This is a genomic window from Xanthomonas sp. WCS2018Noco2-27 (genome assembly GCF_031843525.1).
Classification (GTDB): domain Bacteria; phylum Pseudomonadota; class Gammaproteobacteria; order Xanthomonadales; family Xanthomonadaceae; genus Xanthomonas.
On the sequence record NZ_JAVTIK010000014.1, the window covers coordinates 16,797 to 33,968 of the forward strand.

11 protein-coding genes are annotated in these 17,172 nt (G+C 64.8%); 2 read left to right on the plus strand and 9 right to left on the minus strand.

The features are described 5' to 3' along the window. Positions 1-74 precede the first annotated feature (74 nt). Positions 75-839: an SDR family oxidoreductase gene (locus RQH86_RS18630; protein WP_311240337.1), complete on the minus strand. Its 765-nt coding sequence runs from the start codon at positions 837-839 to the stop codon at positions 75-77. 33 nt (positions 840-872) lie between these two features. On the opposite strand from RQH86_RS18630, the gene RQH86_RS18635 reads away from it, so the two are divergent. After that, a complete protein-coding gene (locus RQH86_RS18635; RefSeq protein ID WP_311240349.1) occupies positions 873-1,850 on the plus strand; it encodes a LysR family transcriptional regulator in 978 nt (325 codons plus the stop codon). A gap of 292 nt (positions 1,851-2,142) precedes the next feature. On the opposite strand, the gene fhuE is transcribed toward RQH86_RS18635, so the two are convergent. Then, positions 2,143-4,326: a ferric-rhodotorulic acid/ferric-coprogen receptor FhuE gene (fhuE, locus tag RQH86_RS18640; RefSeq protein WP_311240336.1), complete on the minus strand. Its 2,184-nt coding sequence runs from the start codon at positions 4,324-4,326 to the stop codon at positions 2,143-2,145. 611 nt (positions 4,327-4,937) lie between these two features. Here fhuE and RQH86_RS18645 point away from each other — a divergent pair. Beyond that, a complete protein-coding gene (locus RQH86_RS18645; RefSeq protein ID WP_311240335.1) occupies positions 4,938-6,011 on the plus strand; it encodes an alpha/beta hydrolase in 1,074 nt (357 codons plus the stop codon). Positions 6,012-6,289: 278 nt separating this feature from the next. Here the strand turns inward: RQH86_RS18645 and tkt are convergent, their stop codons facing one another. The 7 genes from tkt to RQH86_RS18680 form a co-directional block, all read right to left on the minus strand. Then, entirely contained in the window at positions 6,290-8,290 is a 2,001-nt protein-coding gene (gene tkt / locus RQH86_RS18650; protein WP_311240334.1) for a transketolase, read from the minus strand. 243 nt (positions 8,291-8,533) lie between these two features. Then, entirely contained in the window at positions 8,534-9,814 is a 1,281-nt protein-coding gene (locus RQH86_RS18655; protein ID WP_115513753.1) for a dicarboxylate/amino acid:cation symporter, read from the minus strand. A 1,316-nt stretch (positions 9,815-11,130) separates the two neighbouring features. Beyond that, positions 11,131-12,903 carry a BatD family protein gene (locus tag RQH86_RS18660; RefSeq protein WP_311240485.1) on the minus strand — a complete coding sequence of 591 codons (1,773 nt, stop codon included), beginning with the start codon at positions 12,901-12,903 and terminating at the stop codon, positions 11,131-11,133. Next, positions 12,900-14,729, minus strand: a complete 1,830-nt coding sequence (locus tag RQH86_RS18665) for a tetratricopeptide repeat protein (protein WP_311240486.1) — start codon at positions 14,727-14,729, stop codon at positions 12,900-12,902. The genes RQH86_RS18660 and RQH86_RS18665 overlap by 4 nt, the downstream gene beginning before the upstream one ends. Beyond that, positions 14,726-15,733: a VWA domain-containing protein gene (locus RQH86_RS18670; RefSeq protein ID WP_311240487.1), complete on the minus strand. Its 1,008-nt coding sequence runs from the start codon at positions 15,731-15,733 to the stop codon at positions 14,726-14,728. The genes RQH86_RS18665 and RQH86_RS18670 overlap by 4 nt, the downstream gene beginning before the upstream one ends. Next, on the minus strand, positions 15,730-16,191 hold the full coding sequence (locus RQH86_RS18675; RefSeq protein ID WP_311240495.1) for a DUF4381 domain-containing protein: 462 nt from the start codon (positions 16,189-16,191) through the stop codon (positions 15,730-15,732). Before RQH86_RS18675 ends, RQH86_RS18670 begins: the two co-directional genes overlap by 4 nt. Positions 16,192-16,193: 2 nt before the next feature. After that, positions 16,194-17,156 (minus strand): DUF58 domain-containing protein, encoded by a 963-nt coding sequence (locus tag RQH86_RS18680; RefSeq protein WP_311240488.1) that lies wholly within the window; start codon positions 17,154-17,156, stop codon positions 16,194-16,196. Positions 17,157-17,172 lie beyond the last annotated feature (16 nt).

The window sequence follows — 17,172 nt, forward strand, 5'->3', positions numbered from 1 at the left end:
CGCTCCCCGCAATGCGCTGGCTTGCAAGCGGTGATGTCGTCGAACGGCATCGCCGCACTGTCTGACTCATCAAATCAGATCAACATCCCGCCCGAGACCTCGATGCGTTGTGCATTGATCCATCCGGTGCCGGGTGCGAGCAACGCTGCCACCACCGGCCCGATGTCGTCCGGCAGACCGGGCCGGCCCAGTGCCGTGACCGAGGACACCATCGCATTGACCTGCGCGTTGTCGCGCACGCTGCCACCATTGAAGTCGGTTTCGATGGCGCCCGGCGCCAGCGTATTTGCGCGAATGCCGCGTGCGCCCAACTCTTTTGCAAGATAGCGGGTGAACACTTCCACCCCGCCCTTCATCATCGCGTAGGCGGACGAACCCGGCAGCGCGAAGCGCGCGAGGCCGCTCGACACATTGAGGATGCGCCCGCCATCGGCGATCAGCGGCAGCAGCGCCTGGGTGAGGAAGTACGGCCCCTTGAGATGGATATCCACCAGCGCATCGAACTGCGCGGGCGTGGTATCGGCAATGGCCGCATGCAATCCGGTGCCGGCATTGTTGACCAGCGCATCGAACTGCGTGCGCCCCCAATCGGCGAGCACGTCCTTCAGCTGCGCAGCGAACGCGCTGAAGGTCTCGGCCTGCGCAACATCCAGCGGCAACGCATGCGCGCGCCGGCCCAGTGCCTGGATTTCGGCCACCACGGTGGCGGCTTCGTCGGCCTGGCTGCGGTAGGTCAGCACGATATCGTTGCCTGCGGCAGCGAGCGCAAGCGCGGCATTGCGGCCCAGGCCGCGACTGCCGCCAGTGATCACGGTGATGGGTGTGGTGGTGGTCGACATCGGCACGCTCCGTAGTGGGTGTGGCCCAGGCTATTGCGCTTGCTGCGCTACATAAATCGGCTCACGCTGATTGCACCGTTCAAGATAATCGACCAATCGATGGACACCCTGGAATCCTTGCGCGCCTTTTTGCGCGTTGCCGAGCTGGGCAGTTTCACCCGCGCCGCCGACACCCTTGGCTTACCCAAGGCTAGCGTGTCGACCGCCGTGCAGCGGCTGGAAGCATCTCTCGGCACACAGCTTTTGCATCGCACCACACGCCGTGTGCAACTCACCGGCGACGGCAAGGCGTTCTATCAGCGCAGCCGCGACCTGCTCGATGACATGGACGAGTTGCACAGCATGTTTCAGCGCGAGCATGGGCAGCTGCGCGGTCGCCTTCGCGTGGACATGTCGGCGGGCATCGCGCGTCATTTCGTGATCCCCGCGTTGCCGGCGTTTCTGGCACGGCACCCACAGCTGGAAGTGGAAATCAGCGGCACCGACCGTCGCGTGGATGTGGTGCGCGAGGGGTTCGACTGCGTGCTGCGTGTGGGCACGCTGGAAGACACCAGCCTGGTCGCACGCCCGCTGGGCGCGTTCCGCATCGTCAGCTGCGCCAGCGCCGAGTATCTTGCACGCCGCGGCATGCCAACGTGCCTGGACGATCTGGCGCAGCACGATCTGGTGCATTACGTGCCAACGCTCGGGCAGCGCTCGCCCGGCTTCGAGTATCACGATGGGCAGCGTTACCAACTGCTGCCCATGCGCGGCCCGGTGACGGTCAACAATGGCGATGCGTATCTGGCTGCTGCGTTGGCGGGGCTGGGCATCATCCAGGCACCGGCAAGCCCGTTGCGCCCGCATCTGGACAGCGGCGCACTGATCGAAGTGCTGGCCGATCTGGCACCCGAGCCGATGCCGGTCACGTTGCTCTACGCGCAACGCCGCCATCTGCCGCAGCGCGTACGCGCTTTCATGGACTGGGTAGCCGAAGTGATGGCACCGCAGTTGCAGCCGTTGTTGCCTTGAGAGAGTGCGATTGCAGTTGCGATCGCGATTTCGACCGTGTGGAGAAGATGCTGCGTTTGGATCGAACGGTGAAACTCGCGCCTCACTCCTGCAGCGCTGTCACTGCATTCCTGGCAACGGCTGCGACCAGCGTTGCGGCATGCGGCGCGAATTTTCCAACGCCACCGCCACCGCAAGCTCCGCGATACGTCAGCACAGAGCGACCCGACACACAAAAAAACACAGGCACCGGTGCAGGTGCCTGTGTCACTTCAGCAGGATCGAACGTCAAACCAGCTGACGTCGCCCTCGATCAGAAGTTGTAGTTGAAGGTCAGCATGCCGTTGCGCGATGCGCCCCATGCGCCGTAGCCACCATTGAATTGCGCGTAATAGCGCTTGTCGAGCAGGTTATCGACGTTGAGCTGCACCGAGAACTGCGGCGACAGACGGTAGCGTGCGAATGCGCTGACCAGGGTGTAGGCACTCTGCTGGAACGTGCCGTACACCGGGTCCACGTAGTACGAACGGTTCTGCCAATTGATACCGCCGCCCACGGTCAGGTCGCTCCACGCACCTTGCGGGGTGTAGCTGTTGAACAACTTGATGGTGGTGCGCGGCAGGTGCGTATTGATCGACGTGCCGCTGTCATCGCGGGCGGTGTAGTGCGAGGCACCGAAGGTCGCATTCCAGCCAGTGGCCAGACGGCCGGACAGCTCGAAGTCGAAGCCTTCGCTGACCACGCCATTGGCCGCCTCAAAAGCAGACTCGCTGCTGCCTGGCACAAAGCCGCCGGTGGCCACGCCCAGGTTGTCCTGCTCGATGCGGAACAGCGCCAGCGAGGCGTTGAGCTGGTCGTCGAACCAGGCGGCTTTGACGCCGGCTTCGTAGCCCTTGCCGCTCAGCGGATCGAGGTAGCCGCCGTTGGCATCGCGCAAGGTCTGCGGGTTGAAGATCTCGGTGTAGCTGACGTAGGTCGACCATACGTCGTCGATGTCGTAGACCAGACCGGCGTACGGGGTGACTTCGGTCTGGCTATCGGAAAACGGCACCAGCCCCTGCGCCGCATCGGCGTTGCCGCCATCGATTTGCCAATCGGTATAGCGCGCGCCCACCAGCAGCGTCAGCGGCTCGGCCAGCGAAAAACGTGCGGCCACGTAGGCGGCCTTCTGCTTGATGGTGCCTTCGCTCTGCACCGTGCGCGGGCTCCAGTTGGGTTCCGGATACGCGCCGTTCCAGCCGAGGTAGCTGTCCAGCGGCGCCGGGAAATCGAAGGTGCCGTTGTTGACGTACTCGCGGCGGTTGTAGCTGGCGCCGGCCACCAGATGATGCTCGCGGCCGAACAACTGGAACGGGCCTTCCGCGTAGACGTCGGCGCCATCGGCCTTGCGCTCGGTCTGGTAGTTGCCCGAATACGGCACCACACCACCGCCGGTGGCGCGGTCGAAGCCGAAGATCGTATAGAACGGATAGAACAGGTGATTGGACGCTTCGGTCTTCTCGTGGCTCACATTGGCTTTGAGGATCCAACCGTTGTCGAAGCTCTGTTGCAGGCTGGCGAAGGTACGCTGCAGACGCGTGTCCCAGAACGTCCAGTCGGCGGCGGGATTGAATGAGCGATCGTAATTGGTGCGGGTGCCATCGCTGTAGAAAAGCGGAAAACCGCCCCAGGTAACGTCGTCGGATTCCTTCTTCTGGTATTCGTAGCCCACGCTCAGTAAGGTGCTGTCGGTGAGGTCGGCATCGATGATCGCCGAGCCGATCTTCTTGCGCAGGTTGTAGCGATCCATATCGGATTCGCCGTCCTGATACACGCCGACCACGCGTGCGCGCACGGTGCCTTCAGGGCTCAGCGGCACGGTGACATCGGCCACGCTGCGGGTCTTGTTGAAGTCGCCACCGCCCACCGACACGGTACCGGTGAAGTCGCGGCTCACTGCATGCTTGCGTACCAGATTGATCGACGCCGACGGGTTGCCCGAGCCGGTCAGCAGGCCGGTGGCGCCACGCACCACTTCCACCCGGTCGTACAACGCCACGTCCAACGCCGAATCGCCATAGCTCCAGGCCTGCTCCATGTACGCCGGAATGCCATCGAACTGGTAGTTGTCGATGTAGAAACCGCGCGCGTAGAACTCCAGCCGCTCGCTATCGCTTTGGGCGACCGAGATGCCGGAGACGTTGTTGAGCACATCGGTGATGCTCTGCAGGTTCTGGTCGTCCATGCGGTCGCGCGTGATCACGCTGACCGACTGCGGAATCTCGCGCAGCGACAGGTTCATGCGCGTGCCGGCGGTGGTCTTTTCCACCGTATAGCCCTTAACCAGCTCGCCCTGCACGTTGAGCCGGTCCAGCGTGGTGACCTCGGCATCGCCGGCCGGCGTTTCGGCCATGGCCTGACCTGCCGACAATGTACACAGCGCGGCAAACACCGCATGCGACAGCGCGCGCGGGCGCGGCCCAATGAGAAGAAGACGCATTACGGTAAGACGGTTCATCACAGCTCCGGCGCAGACAGTCGAGGGCAAGCCGCCACGCGAAGGCGGCGGTATACAGGGGGAGGACGCACCGCGAAACCGCGGCAGTGCAACATTTTAATGGGAATGATTCACATTTTAAATAGGCGGCGTCAGGGTCGGCCGGCAGAAAGGCCGGCCCAAGCGAACGCCACAGCAAAGTTTTGCGCCTGCCAGCGGCCTCGACCGGTACACGCTCCTCGGCCAAGCGGACAGCACATCGAGGCGTCGCTCGCATGCAGCACGGACACATCGGCGCACTGAACTGGCTGCAGCGCTAGCGCGCGACAGCAGTGCCCACTGGCGACGAAGGGAGCGCGATCACAACGGCCCGGTCAGCACGGCCATCGCCACCGCTGACACCTGCGCCGCATCGCCTTGCCATCGCAGATCCCAGCCCCACGCGACTCGCAAACTGATCAGCGTAGTGGCGTGTAGTTACCAGCGAGGATCAGCGAGTACCAGCGATCAACCGATAGATCGCGCACTGCTGCGATCTGCATTGCAGCCGGACTCACGCTGCGGTGATACTCGGATGAGCGCCGCAGGACTGGCTTTGCGTAGCGCAAACACGCAGCACCACGAGGGATCGCATGAAGAAGACTTGGAAGAGTGGCGCGCTGTTGCTGCTTTGCGCCTTTGCTGTCGTCGACGCACACGCGGAAGAAGTCGCAGTGAGCGCTGCCTGCCAGCAGCCGGGCACCAGTGTTACGGAATCCGGCCTTGTGCAGATCGGCGGCATCGCGCAATGGGTCACCATCGACGGGCAGGATTGCCGCAACCCGGTCGTGCTGATCGTGCACGGCGGGCCGGGCAACCCCAATACGCCCTTTGCGCAACAGTTGTTCGGCAGCTGGACGCAGCACTTCACCATCGTGCAATGGGATCAGCGCGGCGCAGGCAAGACCTACGCTGCCAGCACGCCGGCCGATGGCGAAACGTTGACCTTGCAACGGCTGACCGACGATGGCGTGGCGATCGCCCGCTATGCCACGCAACGGCTGGGCAAGCGCACCTTGATCCTCATGGGTGGCTCGTGGGGGTCGGCGCTGGCGGTCAATATCGCAATGGCGCAACCGGACCTGTTTCAGGCCTATGTCGGCACCGCGCAACTGGCCAACTACCAGGACGATATGGCGGCGAGTTACGCAAAGACACTGCAGCTGGCGCGCGCGGCCAGCGATACCGAGGCCATCGGCAAACTGGAAAAGATAGGCCCTCCGCCGTGGACCAACCCGCGCAACTTCGGCATCCTGCGGCGCCTGACACGCACCTACGAAGCGCTGCAGACCGAGCCTGCGCCCGCGGGCTGGTTCACCTTCGCGCCGGACTACGACACGCCGGAATACCGCGCCGCGTACGAGGCAGGAGAGGATTATTCGTTCCTGCAGTTTGTCGGTCTGCACGGCGACGGCATGGGCCCGGGCATCGATCTGCGCACACTGGGCACCCGCTTCGCCATGCCGGTCTATCTGTTGCAGGGCGACCAGGACCTGGTCACGCCAGCAGAGGTCAGCAAAGCCTATTTCGATGCGATTTCTGCCCCGAGCAAGGCGTTTTTGCCGCTACCGCGCACCGGGCACGACCCCAACCCGACCATGATGGACGCGCAGTTGAAGGTACTGGAACGGATTCGTGCAGAGACGCTGGCGAAGCACGCGCGCTAGGAGCGGCGGACGCCACTACTGCACAGCCACCCGGCGGCCTGATGCTGCGTGGTGCAGCACTCTTGCATCAACGGCATGCCGCGACTGCTTGCCCCACGCGTAGACGTGTTCTGCAACTCAGACCTGCCACTTAAGCATTGCGCCCTCTCACCATCACAAGGGCCGGGAGCCGCAACCGATTCCGCAGCAATGTGCGCATCCAACGATGACGTCACTGGCAGCCACAACAAAAAACGCCGGCATTGGCCGGCGTTTTTCTTATCCGCAACGCTGCGCGCTTACAGCGCCTTCGCCGCCTGCACCACATGCTCGGCAGTGATCTTGAAGTACGCGTACAGCTGATCGGCCGGGGCCGAGGCGCCGAAGGTGTCGATACCAACCACATCGCCATCCAGGCCGACGTACTTGCGCCAGAAGCCGGTCACGCCCGCTTCAACCGCCACGCGCTTGCGCACTGCATTGGGCAACACCGATTCGCGATACGCCGCATCCTGGCGATCGAACACATCGGTGGACGGCATCGACACCACGCGTGTCTTCAAACCGGCCGCATCCAGTGTCTTCTTGGCTTCCACCGCCAGACCCACTTCCGAACCGGTGCCGATCAGGATCACGTCCGGCGTGCCGCCGTCGGCATCGGCCAGCACGTAGCCACCGCGTTCGATCAGCTTGATCTGCTCGGCGCTGCGCGGCTGGTGCTGCAAATTCTGGCGGCTGAAGATCAGGCAGCTCGGGCCGTCCTTGCGGGTGATTGCGGCCTTCCAGCTCACCGCCGATTCCACCGCATCGCCCGGGCGCCACACATCGTTGTTGGGGATGTAGCGCAGCGATGCCAGGTGCTCCACGGGCTGATGGGTCGGGCCGTCTTCGCCCAGGCCGATCGAGTCGTGCGTGTACACGTGGATGGCATGCGCCGGATTCAACGCGCTCATACGCACGCCATTACGCGCGTAGTCGCTAAACACCAGGAAGGTGGCGTCGAACGGAATGAAGCCGCCATGCAGCGCCAGACCATTGGCAATGGCGGTCATGCCGAACTCGCGCACGCCGTAATACACGTAGTTGGCATCCGGGTCGTCGGTAGCCACCGACTTGCTGGCCTTCCACAGGGTCAGGTTGGAATGCGCCAGATCGGCCGAGCCGCCGATCAACTCGGGCAGCAACGGCGCAAACGCTTCGATCGCCAGCTGCGAGGCCTTGCGCGAGGCGATGGTCTGGCCGTCTTCCTGCGCCTTGGCGATGTAGGCATCGGCCTGGGCGATGAAGTCGGCCGGCAGCTCGGCGTGCGAGCGACGGGTCAGTTCGGCAGCTTCGGCCGCGTACTGCTTGCCGTACTTGTCGAACAACTGCTCCCACTCGGCCTGACGCAGCGTGCCGGTGCCACCTGCGCGCCAGCCGGCGTAGATTTCTTCGGGAATTTCGAACGGACCGTACGGCCATTCCAGCGCCTTGCGGGCACCTTCCAGCTCTTCCTTACCCAGCGGCGCGCCGTGCGAGGATTCCTTGCCGGCCTTGGTGGGCGCACCGAAGCCAATTTTGGTGCGGCAGCAAATCAGGGTTGGCTTGTCGCTGTTTTCCAGCGCCGCTTCAATCGCCGCCTTGATCTTGTCGGCATCATGCCCGTCCACATCGCGGATCACGTGCCAGCCGTACGCTTCGAAACGCGCCGGTGTGTTGTCGTTGAACCAGCCATCGGTGTTGCCGTCGATGGAGATATGGTTGTTGTCCCAGAACGCGACCAGCTTGCCCAGGCCCCAGGTACCGGCCAGCGAGGCGGCTTCGTGCGAGATGCCTTCCATCAGGCAACCGTCGCCCATGAACACCCAGGTCCGGTGGTCGACGATCTGCAGCTCCGGGCGGTTGTAGCGCTGCGCCAGCAACTTCTCGGCCAGCGCAAAGCCCACTGCATTGGCGAAACCCTGCCCCAGCGGACCGGTGGTGGTTTCCACGCCGGGCGTTTCGCTGCGCTCGGGGTGGCCGGCGGTCTTGCTGTGCAACTGGCGGAACTGCTTGAGCTGCTCGATCGGCAGGTCGTAACCGGTCAGGTGCAACAGCGCGTACTGCAGCATCGAGCCGTGGCCGTTGGACAGCACGAAGCGGTCGCGGTTGAACCACTGCGGGTTGTTCGGGTTGTGCCGGAAATAATCGTTCCACAGCACTTCGGCGATATCGGCCATGCCCATGGGCATGCCGGGATGGCCAGACTTGGCGGCTTCGACCGCATCTGCGGCGAGAAAACGGATGGCGTTGGCCAGCTGGCGGCGGGTGGGCTGGGTCATGGGCGTCTATGGAAGCGGAGGGGAACACCGCTGGAAGCGGAGACCGCTATTCTCCCACAGAGCGTGTTAGCGGGGCCGGGATTGGGGGGTGCGGGAATGGAGAATTGAGAATGGGGAATCGGATGCAGTGTTGCAGCTTGGCAGCTAACGCCGCTCGCACCGCAGTCACCGCTGCGACGGAACCTCACATCACCCGTACCCATCGCACCAGCCCGCTCTTACCCATTCTCGATTCCCGATTCCCTATTCCTCGCCCTTGGCCACCAGGGTCGTCAACGCCAGATCGCCGGTGACATTGAGTGCGGTGCGGCACATGTCCAGGAAATGGTTCACACCCAGGATCATGCCGATGCCGACCGGATTAACCCCAACCATGGCGCAGATCAGCGCCACCACCGGCAGCGAGCCCGACGGCACGCCAGCGGTGCCGATCCCGCCCAGGATGCAGACCAGCATCACCATGAACTGCTGGCCGATGCTCAGGTCGACATTGAAGAACTGCGCCAGGAAGATCACCGTGACGCCCTCGAACAGCGCGGTGCCGTTCTGGTTTGCGGTGGCGCCAACGGTGAGCACAAAGCGCGACACGCGCGGCGGCAGACCCATTTCATCGGCCACGCGCAGGGCGGTGGGCAGGGTTGCGTTACTGGAGGCGGTGGAGAACGCCATCATCGTGGCCTCCTGGGTCTGCTTGAAGAAGCCCAGCGGCGAGCGCCCGGCAAACTTCACCGCCAGCCCGTAGCTGACCACCATGTGCAGGCCCAACGCCAACACCACCACGCCCACGTAGGCGCCCAGGCGGATCAGCAGATCGAACCCGAACAGCGCAGCCAGGTTGAACATGAAGCAGGCCACCGCATACGGGGCCAGACGGATCACCAACCCGATCAAGGTCATCGAAATTTCGAAGATGCCTTCGATGCCGCGCTTGAGCGTGGCGACCTTTTCGTCGGCGGTCAGCACCATGCCGACGCCGAACATCACTGCAAAGAACATCAGCGACAGGATCGCGCCATTGCTCGAGGCCGCCGCGACCACGTTGTTGGGCACGATCGACAACAGCATGTCCATGCCCTGCGGCTGGGTGCCGGAGCTGGAGATGATCTCGCGGGTGCGTTCGGCGTTTTCCTGGATCAGCTGATTGGCCAGCTGCGGGTCCACGCCCGCACCGGGCTTGAGCACATTGACCAGCACCAGACCGAGCAGCACCGCGATGCCGGACAGCACGACGGTATAGCCCAACGTGCGCCAACCCACGCGGCCCAGCGCGCGGATGTCGCCCATCTCGGAAATGCCCATCACCAGTGCCGAAAACAACAGCGGCACGATCAGCATGAAGATCAGATTGAGGAAGATCTGCGAGAACGGCGTGGTCACGTACTTGGTCGCCAGGCGCACCCACTCGGCATCGCTGCCGGCCAGATAGTAGACGGCCAGACCCAGCAATAGGCCGACGGCGAAGCCAATGCCCATCTTCCAATGCAGGGGCAGGCCCGGGCGGCGTGCGGCTGGGGATGCAGTCATCTGGTGGGCCTTGATCTGGACACAAAGGCCGGAGCTTAACAAACGCCATCAAGGCAGCCACGCCGCGCTGCACCTGGCCGAGGGTAGGTGTACCTCTCAACGGCAGTTGCTGCGAGCGTTGCGACGGCAACACACGCATCGCGCGCAAGGCCTGGCAGGTCCGGCCAGTGACCGGCTCGGCTTGAATCAGGAAGCAATTCCCTTACTGCAGCACGCGCATGTACTGCAGCACGCGCTCGTGGGTTGCTTTGTCGAATGCTCGCGCTTGGATGCTCGTGTCGATGCAGGCTGCCATTGCGCTTGGCGCTTGGCGGTTGGTGGTTGGCGCCTGGGACTTTGGGCTTGGCATCAACTCATTTCACTGCGGCTGAGGCCTTGAGCTTTGAGGCCGGATGAATCTTCTAAAGCCAAGCCGGTCGAGGGCGCGGTGCCCTCACCACTTCCGGGACACGCCGTAAATCCGTCCTTGGAGGCTCGGTGGCGGCATCCATGCCGCCACACGGTCCCGCAAGCGGCGAGGACACCGCACCATGACGTTGATCGGTGTTTGCCTGAAAAAGCTGATCGCAGCGCGTGGCACGCTAGTTTGCCGATGCAAGTGGCTGCGTTATCGACTTCAACAAACGTAGGCGCAAAAAGGTAGCGCTAGCGAGCGCCATGGATCGCAGAGCGAACTTACGCATTGCTCGCCCATGCACACCGACCATCGTGACCGGCCCTTGCCCGCTTACCGTCGCGGGACCTTTGGCGGCATGGATGCCGCCAAAGAGCCTAAACGGACGTACTTGCGGCGTGTCCCGCGATGGTGGGTGGGCAAGGGCCCTGCAGCGAAGTGGCCGTTGATCTGCCTGCGTTGGAAGGATGACAAAACGCGCCGTTATCCGAACGCAGGCGTCATGCCTTGCTTGCACCATGCACACCGACACTATTGATTGGTCCTTGCCCGCTCACCGTCGCGGGACCTTACGCGGCATGGATGCCGCGTAAGAGCTTACAAGGACGTACTTGCAGCGTGTCCCGCGATGGTGAGCGGGCAAGGGCCTCGCAGCCAAATCGCAGCCGCAATACCGTGTTTTCGGCAACGCAGCTGATCTCCGGAACTAGAAGCTACGAACACAACCTAGAAAACAATGTTCAGGCGCATGAGTCGACGACACGCTTAGAACCGAAGTGTCCGAATGAGACCTGAGTTCAGAGCGCCAGCCGCACCGACTGGCGACTGCACACGCGTTGTTAACTGCTCTGAGAGCCACAGCGATGCACAACTAAGGCGCCGCCTCATGACCTGTCGGCCTGCGCCGATGCCGCGCAGGCGATCAAGTCGCTGGCGGATACAACGGCGCCAGCACCTCAGGTTCTGCAGCGCTCGCGTGCCGCCAGCGAGGCCCCTTGGCAAAGGCCTCGCGCAATGCCGCACGCGCGCCCGCCACATCGCCATCGCCGCCCCAACGGGCGCGCTGCATGCGTGCCACCGCAGCGCGTTGGGCAGGATCCGCCAGCGCCGCCAGCACGCTGTCGATATCGGCCACGCCAGCCATGCCGCACAGCACGGTGGCCACATCGTCCATGCCACCGCTATCCAGCGCGCGGCGCAACTCGGCCACGCCATGCGTCACGCGCCGGCCAGGCACGGGCGCATCGCCGCCGTTGGCACTGGGAGCACTGTGCAAGCCACCGCGCTTACGCAACAACGCCCACACCAGCGTGACGACCCATAACAACGCAAAGCCCACCGACGCGGCGATCCAGCCCCATGGCCGTTGCGCGGGCAGTGGTGGCTGCAAACTCAGCGTGCCAGCCGTGGGCGCAGGCGCTGCAGCAGTGCTCGACGGGCTTGCGGCGGGTGCAGGCGCAGGCGCCGCGAAAGCGCCACTCCCCGCCGCCACATCCAAGGTCAGATCCGGCACCGAAGCCGTCTTCGCCGCGCCCGCGCCGACGTCCCACCACGCCACCTGCAGACCGGGCACGACCAACGGGCCGGCGCGGTTGGGCACGATCGAATAGCGACGGATCAGCCGCAGCTGCGGCGAGCCGTCCACAAAACGTTCTTCGTATTGCGGCGGCTCGGCGAACACCTGCGCATCGGGCACGCTCGGCGTGGGCAACTCGGGGAACTGTGCCTGGGTGGCGCCACGCGCGCTGGCTTCCACCACGAACTGCGTCGCTTCCCCGGCGGTTGCGCGTTGCGGCGTGGCCGTATAACGCAGCTGCAGGCTACGCAGAGGCAGCCACGGCTGCGGCGCAGCGGCCGGCTGCGCACGCACCTGCAGCGGAATGCTGGCGCTGCGCGCACTCAGTTCGCCATTGCCACGACCGAAATAATCATCGAAGAAACCGCCCACCGAGCGGCCATTGAAGCGCGCCGACGGCAATAGCAAGCGGCCGCTGCGCTCGGGCACTAGCAGATAGCGCCGCTCCACCACGTTGTACTGCCGTCCGTTGACCAGCTTGACCGAACTGACGTCATCGCCGATGCGTTGCAGCGATGCGCCATCGGGCGCTTCGAGATCGAGCTCGCCGGAGGCCAGCTGATTGGCGAAGTACAACCGCACCACCACGCCCACACTTTGCTGCACGTAGGGCTGCGGGTCGTCCACCTGCGTCTGGACGAACACCTCTTCATTGCCCTGCGCTGCGCTTGGCCCGCTGGCAGCGGCGCTGCCGCCACCACTGCGATTTCCATTGCTATTGCTATTGCTTGCCGGATCGTTCGCCGAGGCCACCACCTGCAGTCGCAGTGGCTCGGTGCGTTCGTTGCCGACCCGGATCGCAGGCACGATCAACTCGCCGCTCTTGCGCGGCGTCAACACCACGCCGAATAACGCGCGCACCGTCACCGACCCATTGGTCACCTGCATCTGCTGATTGGCGCTCTTGGCGCCCAGCGCAAAATCGTTGCGCAACGGCGAGTAATCCGGATCGACGCCGCGCTGGTCGGTTTCGATATTCAGCATGACCACATCGCCGGCATTGGCGCTGTCGCGGTCCAGCCAGGCGCGCGTGACCGCCCCCACCGGTGTGCAGACGAACAACATCGTGCTCGCCAGCATGCCGATCGCACCGCGGCGCAAGTGGTGTGTGCCGATCATCGTCCGTCCCGTTGTCTGCGTTCGTATTCCAGCCTGAATTTGGTGCGCAGCAGACTGCCCGGATCGTCCGGCACCCGCCGTAACCACGCATCCACTGCCTGACGTTGCTCGCGCTGCTCCGGCGTCTCGCTTGCCATCGCGGCCTCCGGCTTGCCTTTCGCATCGGCGCCTTTGTCGCCGGCCTGCGCCATGGCTTGCTGCATCTTGCGACGCTGCGCCTCGTCGGCCTGCTGCTGCGCCTTTGCATCGGCCGATTGCGGTGGCGTGTCTTGCTTGCTTTGCTCGCCCTTGCCGTCCTTGGACGGTTGCTGCTGCGACTTGCCGTCCTGCGGTGTCTGCGCGTCGGACGGTGGATCCTTGCCGTCCTGCTTGCCTTGCTCACCTGGGGTGTTCTGTCCATCTTTGCCGGCGTTTTTAGCGTTCTGCTGGTCTTGCCCGGACGACTCCTGACCGGGCTTGTTCTTGCCCGACTGGTTCTGATCCTTGGACTGGCCTTTGCCATCCTTGTCGTTCTGCTGCTGGCGCTTGCGCGCTGCATCGACCGCCGCGCGATTGGCGATCGCATCGGCCTGCTTGGGATGTTCTTTGAGCGCACGATCGTAAGCCGCAATCGCCTCGTCGTACTGGCCTTGTCGCGCCAGCGCATTGCCCAGGTTGTACCGGCCCTCGTCGGTCGGCACGCTTTCGAATGCCTTTTGCGCAGCGGCAAAATCGCCCTTGCGGTACGCCTGCACGCCGGCATCCAGGCGCTGCTGCTGCACCTGATCAGCGCGCTGCCACAAGGTGCCGTCGGCCGCCTGTGCAGGCTGCGCCAGCGGCAACACGCACATCAACGCGACCATCGCCACGACTGCGCGGCGTCGAAACGCCAACAGCGAAAACAGCATCACCGGCAGCACCAGCCAGTAGCCTTCGTCGAGCCAGGTCTTGCCGCCGTTGCCTTCTGAGGTTTCATCGGCCAGCGGCTGCTGCGCGGGATCGAGCACCCCCAGCGCTTGCAGATCGGCGTCGTCCGGCGCGATGCGCGCATAGCGCCCGCCGCCCTGCCCGGCCAGGTCGCGCAGGCTTGCCTCGTCCAGTTTTGCCTGCGCGATCTCGCCGCTGCCGGTGCGGTAGGCGGCGCCACGTGGACTGCCTAGGCCGAGTGCGGAAACATGGAACCCACCTGCGCGCGCGGTGCGTGCGGCGCTTTCCGCCGAGCCGTCGGCACTATCGCTGACCAGCAGGATATCGCCCTGTTTGAAGCCCGCCTGCTGCAACAGCCGGGCGGCCGCATCGATGGCCCTGTCGGCACGTTTGCCGTCCACCGGCATCACCGATGGCGACAGCGCATCCAGAAACAGCGCCACGTTGGCCGCGTCTTCGGTCAATGGCGCAACGGTAAAGCTTTCGCCGGCGTAGACCAGCAGCGCCACGTCGCCGCCAGCGCGCTTGCGCAGCAGCGTGGCCAGTTTGGCGCGGGCCTGCAGCAGGCGCGATGGCGGCAGATCGGTCGCATTGCTGCTGGACGACAGATCCAGCACCACCACCAACGGCATACTCGATTGAAACACCGGGCGCTCGATCTGCCGCCAGCTCGGCCCGCTCATCGCCACCACCGCAAGCGCATAGGTCAGCGCGGCCAGCACGAAGCCCCACCAGCCCCGCCGGCCACCAGCAACCAGCAAGGCCGGCAACAGATGCGCGTCCACGCTGTGGCGCCACACATTGGCGCTGCGTCGACGCAGGTGCCACAGCAGTGCTGCCGGCACGATCAGCAACAGCGCCCACAGCCAATCCGGGCGCAGCAAATGCAGTGCGGCCAATCCTTCAGACAGCGCGTTCATCGCCATCTCCGCGGCAGTACGTAAGCAAGCAAGGCAATCAGCATGGCTGCGCCCAACGGCCAGTGATAGCGTTCCACGCGCGGCTGCACGGATGGGCCGACCGCCTTGACCGGCTCCAGTCGATCCAGCTCGGCATAGATGCCAGCCAATTCTTCGGTATCGCGGGCGCGGAAGAAGCGCCCGCCGGTCTGCTCGGCAATCTTGCGCAAGCCCACCTCATCGATATCGTCGTTGCCGCCTGCCGGAATCGGCACACCGAACAACGAATAACCGCCGCTGCCGCCGAAAGCGATGGTGTGTACACGCACGCCCTCTGCCTTGGCCAATTCGGCCGCCTTCAACGGATTGAGCACACCGGCGGTATTGACGCCATCGGTGAGCAACACCACCACGCGCTGGCCCTGTTTCTGTTCGCGCAGCCGTTTGACCGACAACGCGATCGCATCGCCAATGGCGGTCTCGCGCCCGGCCAGCCCCACCACGCTGTCAGCCAGCTGGTCGCGTACGGAGGTCAGGTCGGCAGTGAGCGGTGTGAGCGCATAGGCGCGCTGGCCGAAGACCAGCAGGCCGACGCGGTCGCCATCGCGCCGATCCAGAAAGTCCGACAATACCGCCTTGGCGGCGGTAAGGCGGTCGACCACATTGCCGCCGAGCACCATGTCCGGCTCGCTCATGCTGCCGGACAGATCCACCGCCAGCATCATCTGCCGCGCCTCGCGCGGCGGCTGGATCACTTCACCCAATTGCTGCGGACGCGCCAGCGCGGCGCACAACAGAAACCAGCCCAGCCACGCCAGCCAGCGCGGCATGCGCAAGGCAGGCACGCGCCGCGCCTGGGCGACTGCATGCAATTGATCGGCATACGGCACACGTAGCGCGGCCGTGTCGGCACGGCGCTGCGGCCAGAACCACATCAGCAGCGGCAGCGGCATCAACCACCACGCCCACGGCCACGCGCAATGCGCCAACGCGTCCTGCCATTGCGACCACTGCAGCCAGTTCATCGCTGGCCCCGCATCAACCGCAAGAAACGTTGCCGCGCCAACGCCTGCACGGCATCCAGATCGGTCACTGCCGGTGCGCGTTGAAACCCACCTTCGAGCAAGGCCCGCCCTGGCCCCTGCGAAAACGCTGGGGTCTTGCTCTTGCGCCCGTCCAGAAACTGCAACCACGCCTCGCCCTGCAAGCGGTCGGCCTGCGCATCCACCGTGCGCGCCGCGCGGCGCAACAGCATCGACAAGGTCGCCAGGCGCTGCGCAGTCGTTGTCGCATGCTGCAGTTCGGCATCAAAGGCAGCCAACCAGCTGCGTTGCTGCCGACGACGGCGCCACCACCAGAACCACGCACTGGCCAGCACCAGCACGAGCGCAGCGATCACCAGCCACCACCCCGGCGCCAACGGCCACCACGACGGCGACGGCGGCAGATGGACATCGCGCAGCGGAAGCGACTGCGGTGCCATCGTCATGCGCCCCGCATCAGCGTGCTGCTGCTCAACCACGCATCGCTGGCATCGTCGGTAGACAGCCGATGCAAGCGCACGCCACGCGATCGCAGCGTCGTGGCCAGCTGTTCCAGCGGTGCGACGAACTCGGCCTGCCAGCGCGCACGCGCGGCCTGGCTTCCGAGGTCCACCGCAATGCGCTCGCCTCGCACATCAAAGCTCAGCGCCCGCGCCGGCGGCGACAGTTCCAGGGGATCGACCAGCACGATCACCACCACCTCGTGATGCAACGCCAGACCAGACCAGCGCGTCGCAGAAATCTTGCTCGCACTTCGCGCATCGGCCAGCACCGTCAGGCGCGCACCAGGACGCAGCAGGCGCGCCGCATGGTCCAACGCAACCTCCAGCCCGGCATCGCCAGACGGCGGTTGCGCATACCAGCGCGCCAATGCATCCAGCACCGGCAGCACACCGCGCTGACCCGACCGCGGTGCAATCGGCGCTTCGCTGGCGGTACCGCGCAACGCGGCAATCCGGTCGCCCTGCCGCTGCGCCAGCCATGCTGCCACCGCGCCAGCGCGCGCCGCCTGCACCGACTTGTAGCGCACCCGCGTCCCGAAAAAGAGCGAAGGCGAGGTATCGGCAACGATCAGACTCAAGCGTTCGCGCTCGGCCTGAAACAATTTGGTATGCGCACGCCCGGTCCGTGCGGTGACGCGCCAATCGATATGCCGCGCATCGTCGCCGGCGACATATTCGCGCGACTCGGCGTACTCCATGCCACGCCCGCGGGTGGCGGCCGGCACTGGCCCCACCAACCCATGTCGGCCACGCCCCGGCTGCCCGCGATGCAACGCGGTGCCGCGCAATGCGATCAACTCGGCAAGGCTCGGGCGCAAGCCATCGCCGGCAACGGACGAGGCAGGATTGGCGGGGGAGGAAGACGGCATCGAAGACATCGGAGTCGGGCGAGAGGGCGGCATCCCTCGGCAACCCGCT

Excerpts from the sequence above, each read along its gene's own strand:
- tkt (WP_311240334.1), bottom strand. The coding sequence starts at position 8,290 with ATGACCCAGCCCACCCGCCGCCAGCTGGCCAACGCCATCCGTTTTCTC.
- RQH86_RS18660 (WP_311240485.1), bottom strand. The coding sequence starts at position 12,903 with ATGATCGGCACACACCACTTGCGCCGCGGTGCGATCGGCATGCTGGCG.
- RQH86_RS18655 (WP_115513753.1), bottom strand. The coding sequence starts at position 9,814 with ATGACTGCATCCCCAGCCGCACGCCGCCCGGGCCTGCCCCTGCATTGG.
- RQH86_RS18680 (WP_311240488.1), bottom strand. The coding sequence starts at position 17,156 with ATGCCGCCCTCTCGCCCGACTCCGATGTCTTCGATGCCGTCTTCCTCC.
- RQH86_RS18675 (WP_311240495.1), bottom strand. The coding sequence starts at position 16,191 with ATGGCACCGCAGTCGCTTCCGCTGCGCGATGTCCATCTGCCGCCGTCG.
- RQH86_RS18645 (WP_311240335.1), top strand. The coding sequence starts at position 4,938 with ATGAAGAAGACTTGGAAGAGTGGCGCGCTGTTGCTGCTTTGCGCCTTT.
- RQH86_RS18665 (WP_311240486.1), bottom strand. The coding sequence starts at position 14,729 with ATGAACGCGCTGTCTGAAGGATTGGCCGCACTGCATTTGCTGCGCCCG.
- RQH86_RS18630 (WP_311240337.1), bottom strand. The coding sequence starts at position 839 with ATGTCGACCACCACCACACCCATCACCGTGATCACTGGCGGCAGTCGC.
- RQH86_RS18670 (WP_311240487.1), bottom strand. The coding sequence starts at position 15,733 with ATGAACTGGCTGCAGTGGTCGCAATGGCAGGACGCGTTGGCGCATTGC.
- fhuE (WP_311240336.1), bottom strand. The coding sequence starts at position 4,326 with ATGAACCGTCTTACCGTAATGCGTCTTCTTCTCATTGGGCCGCGCCCG.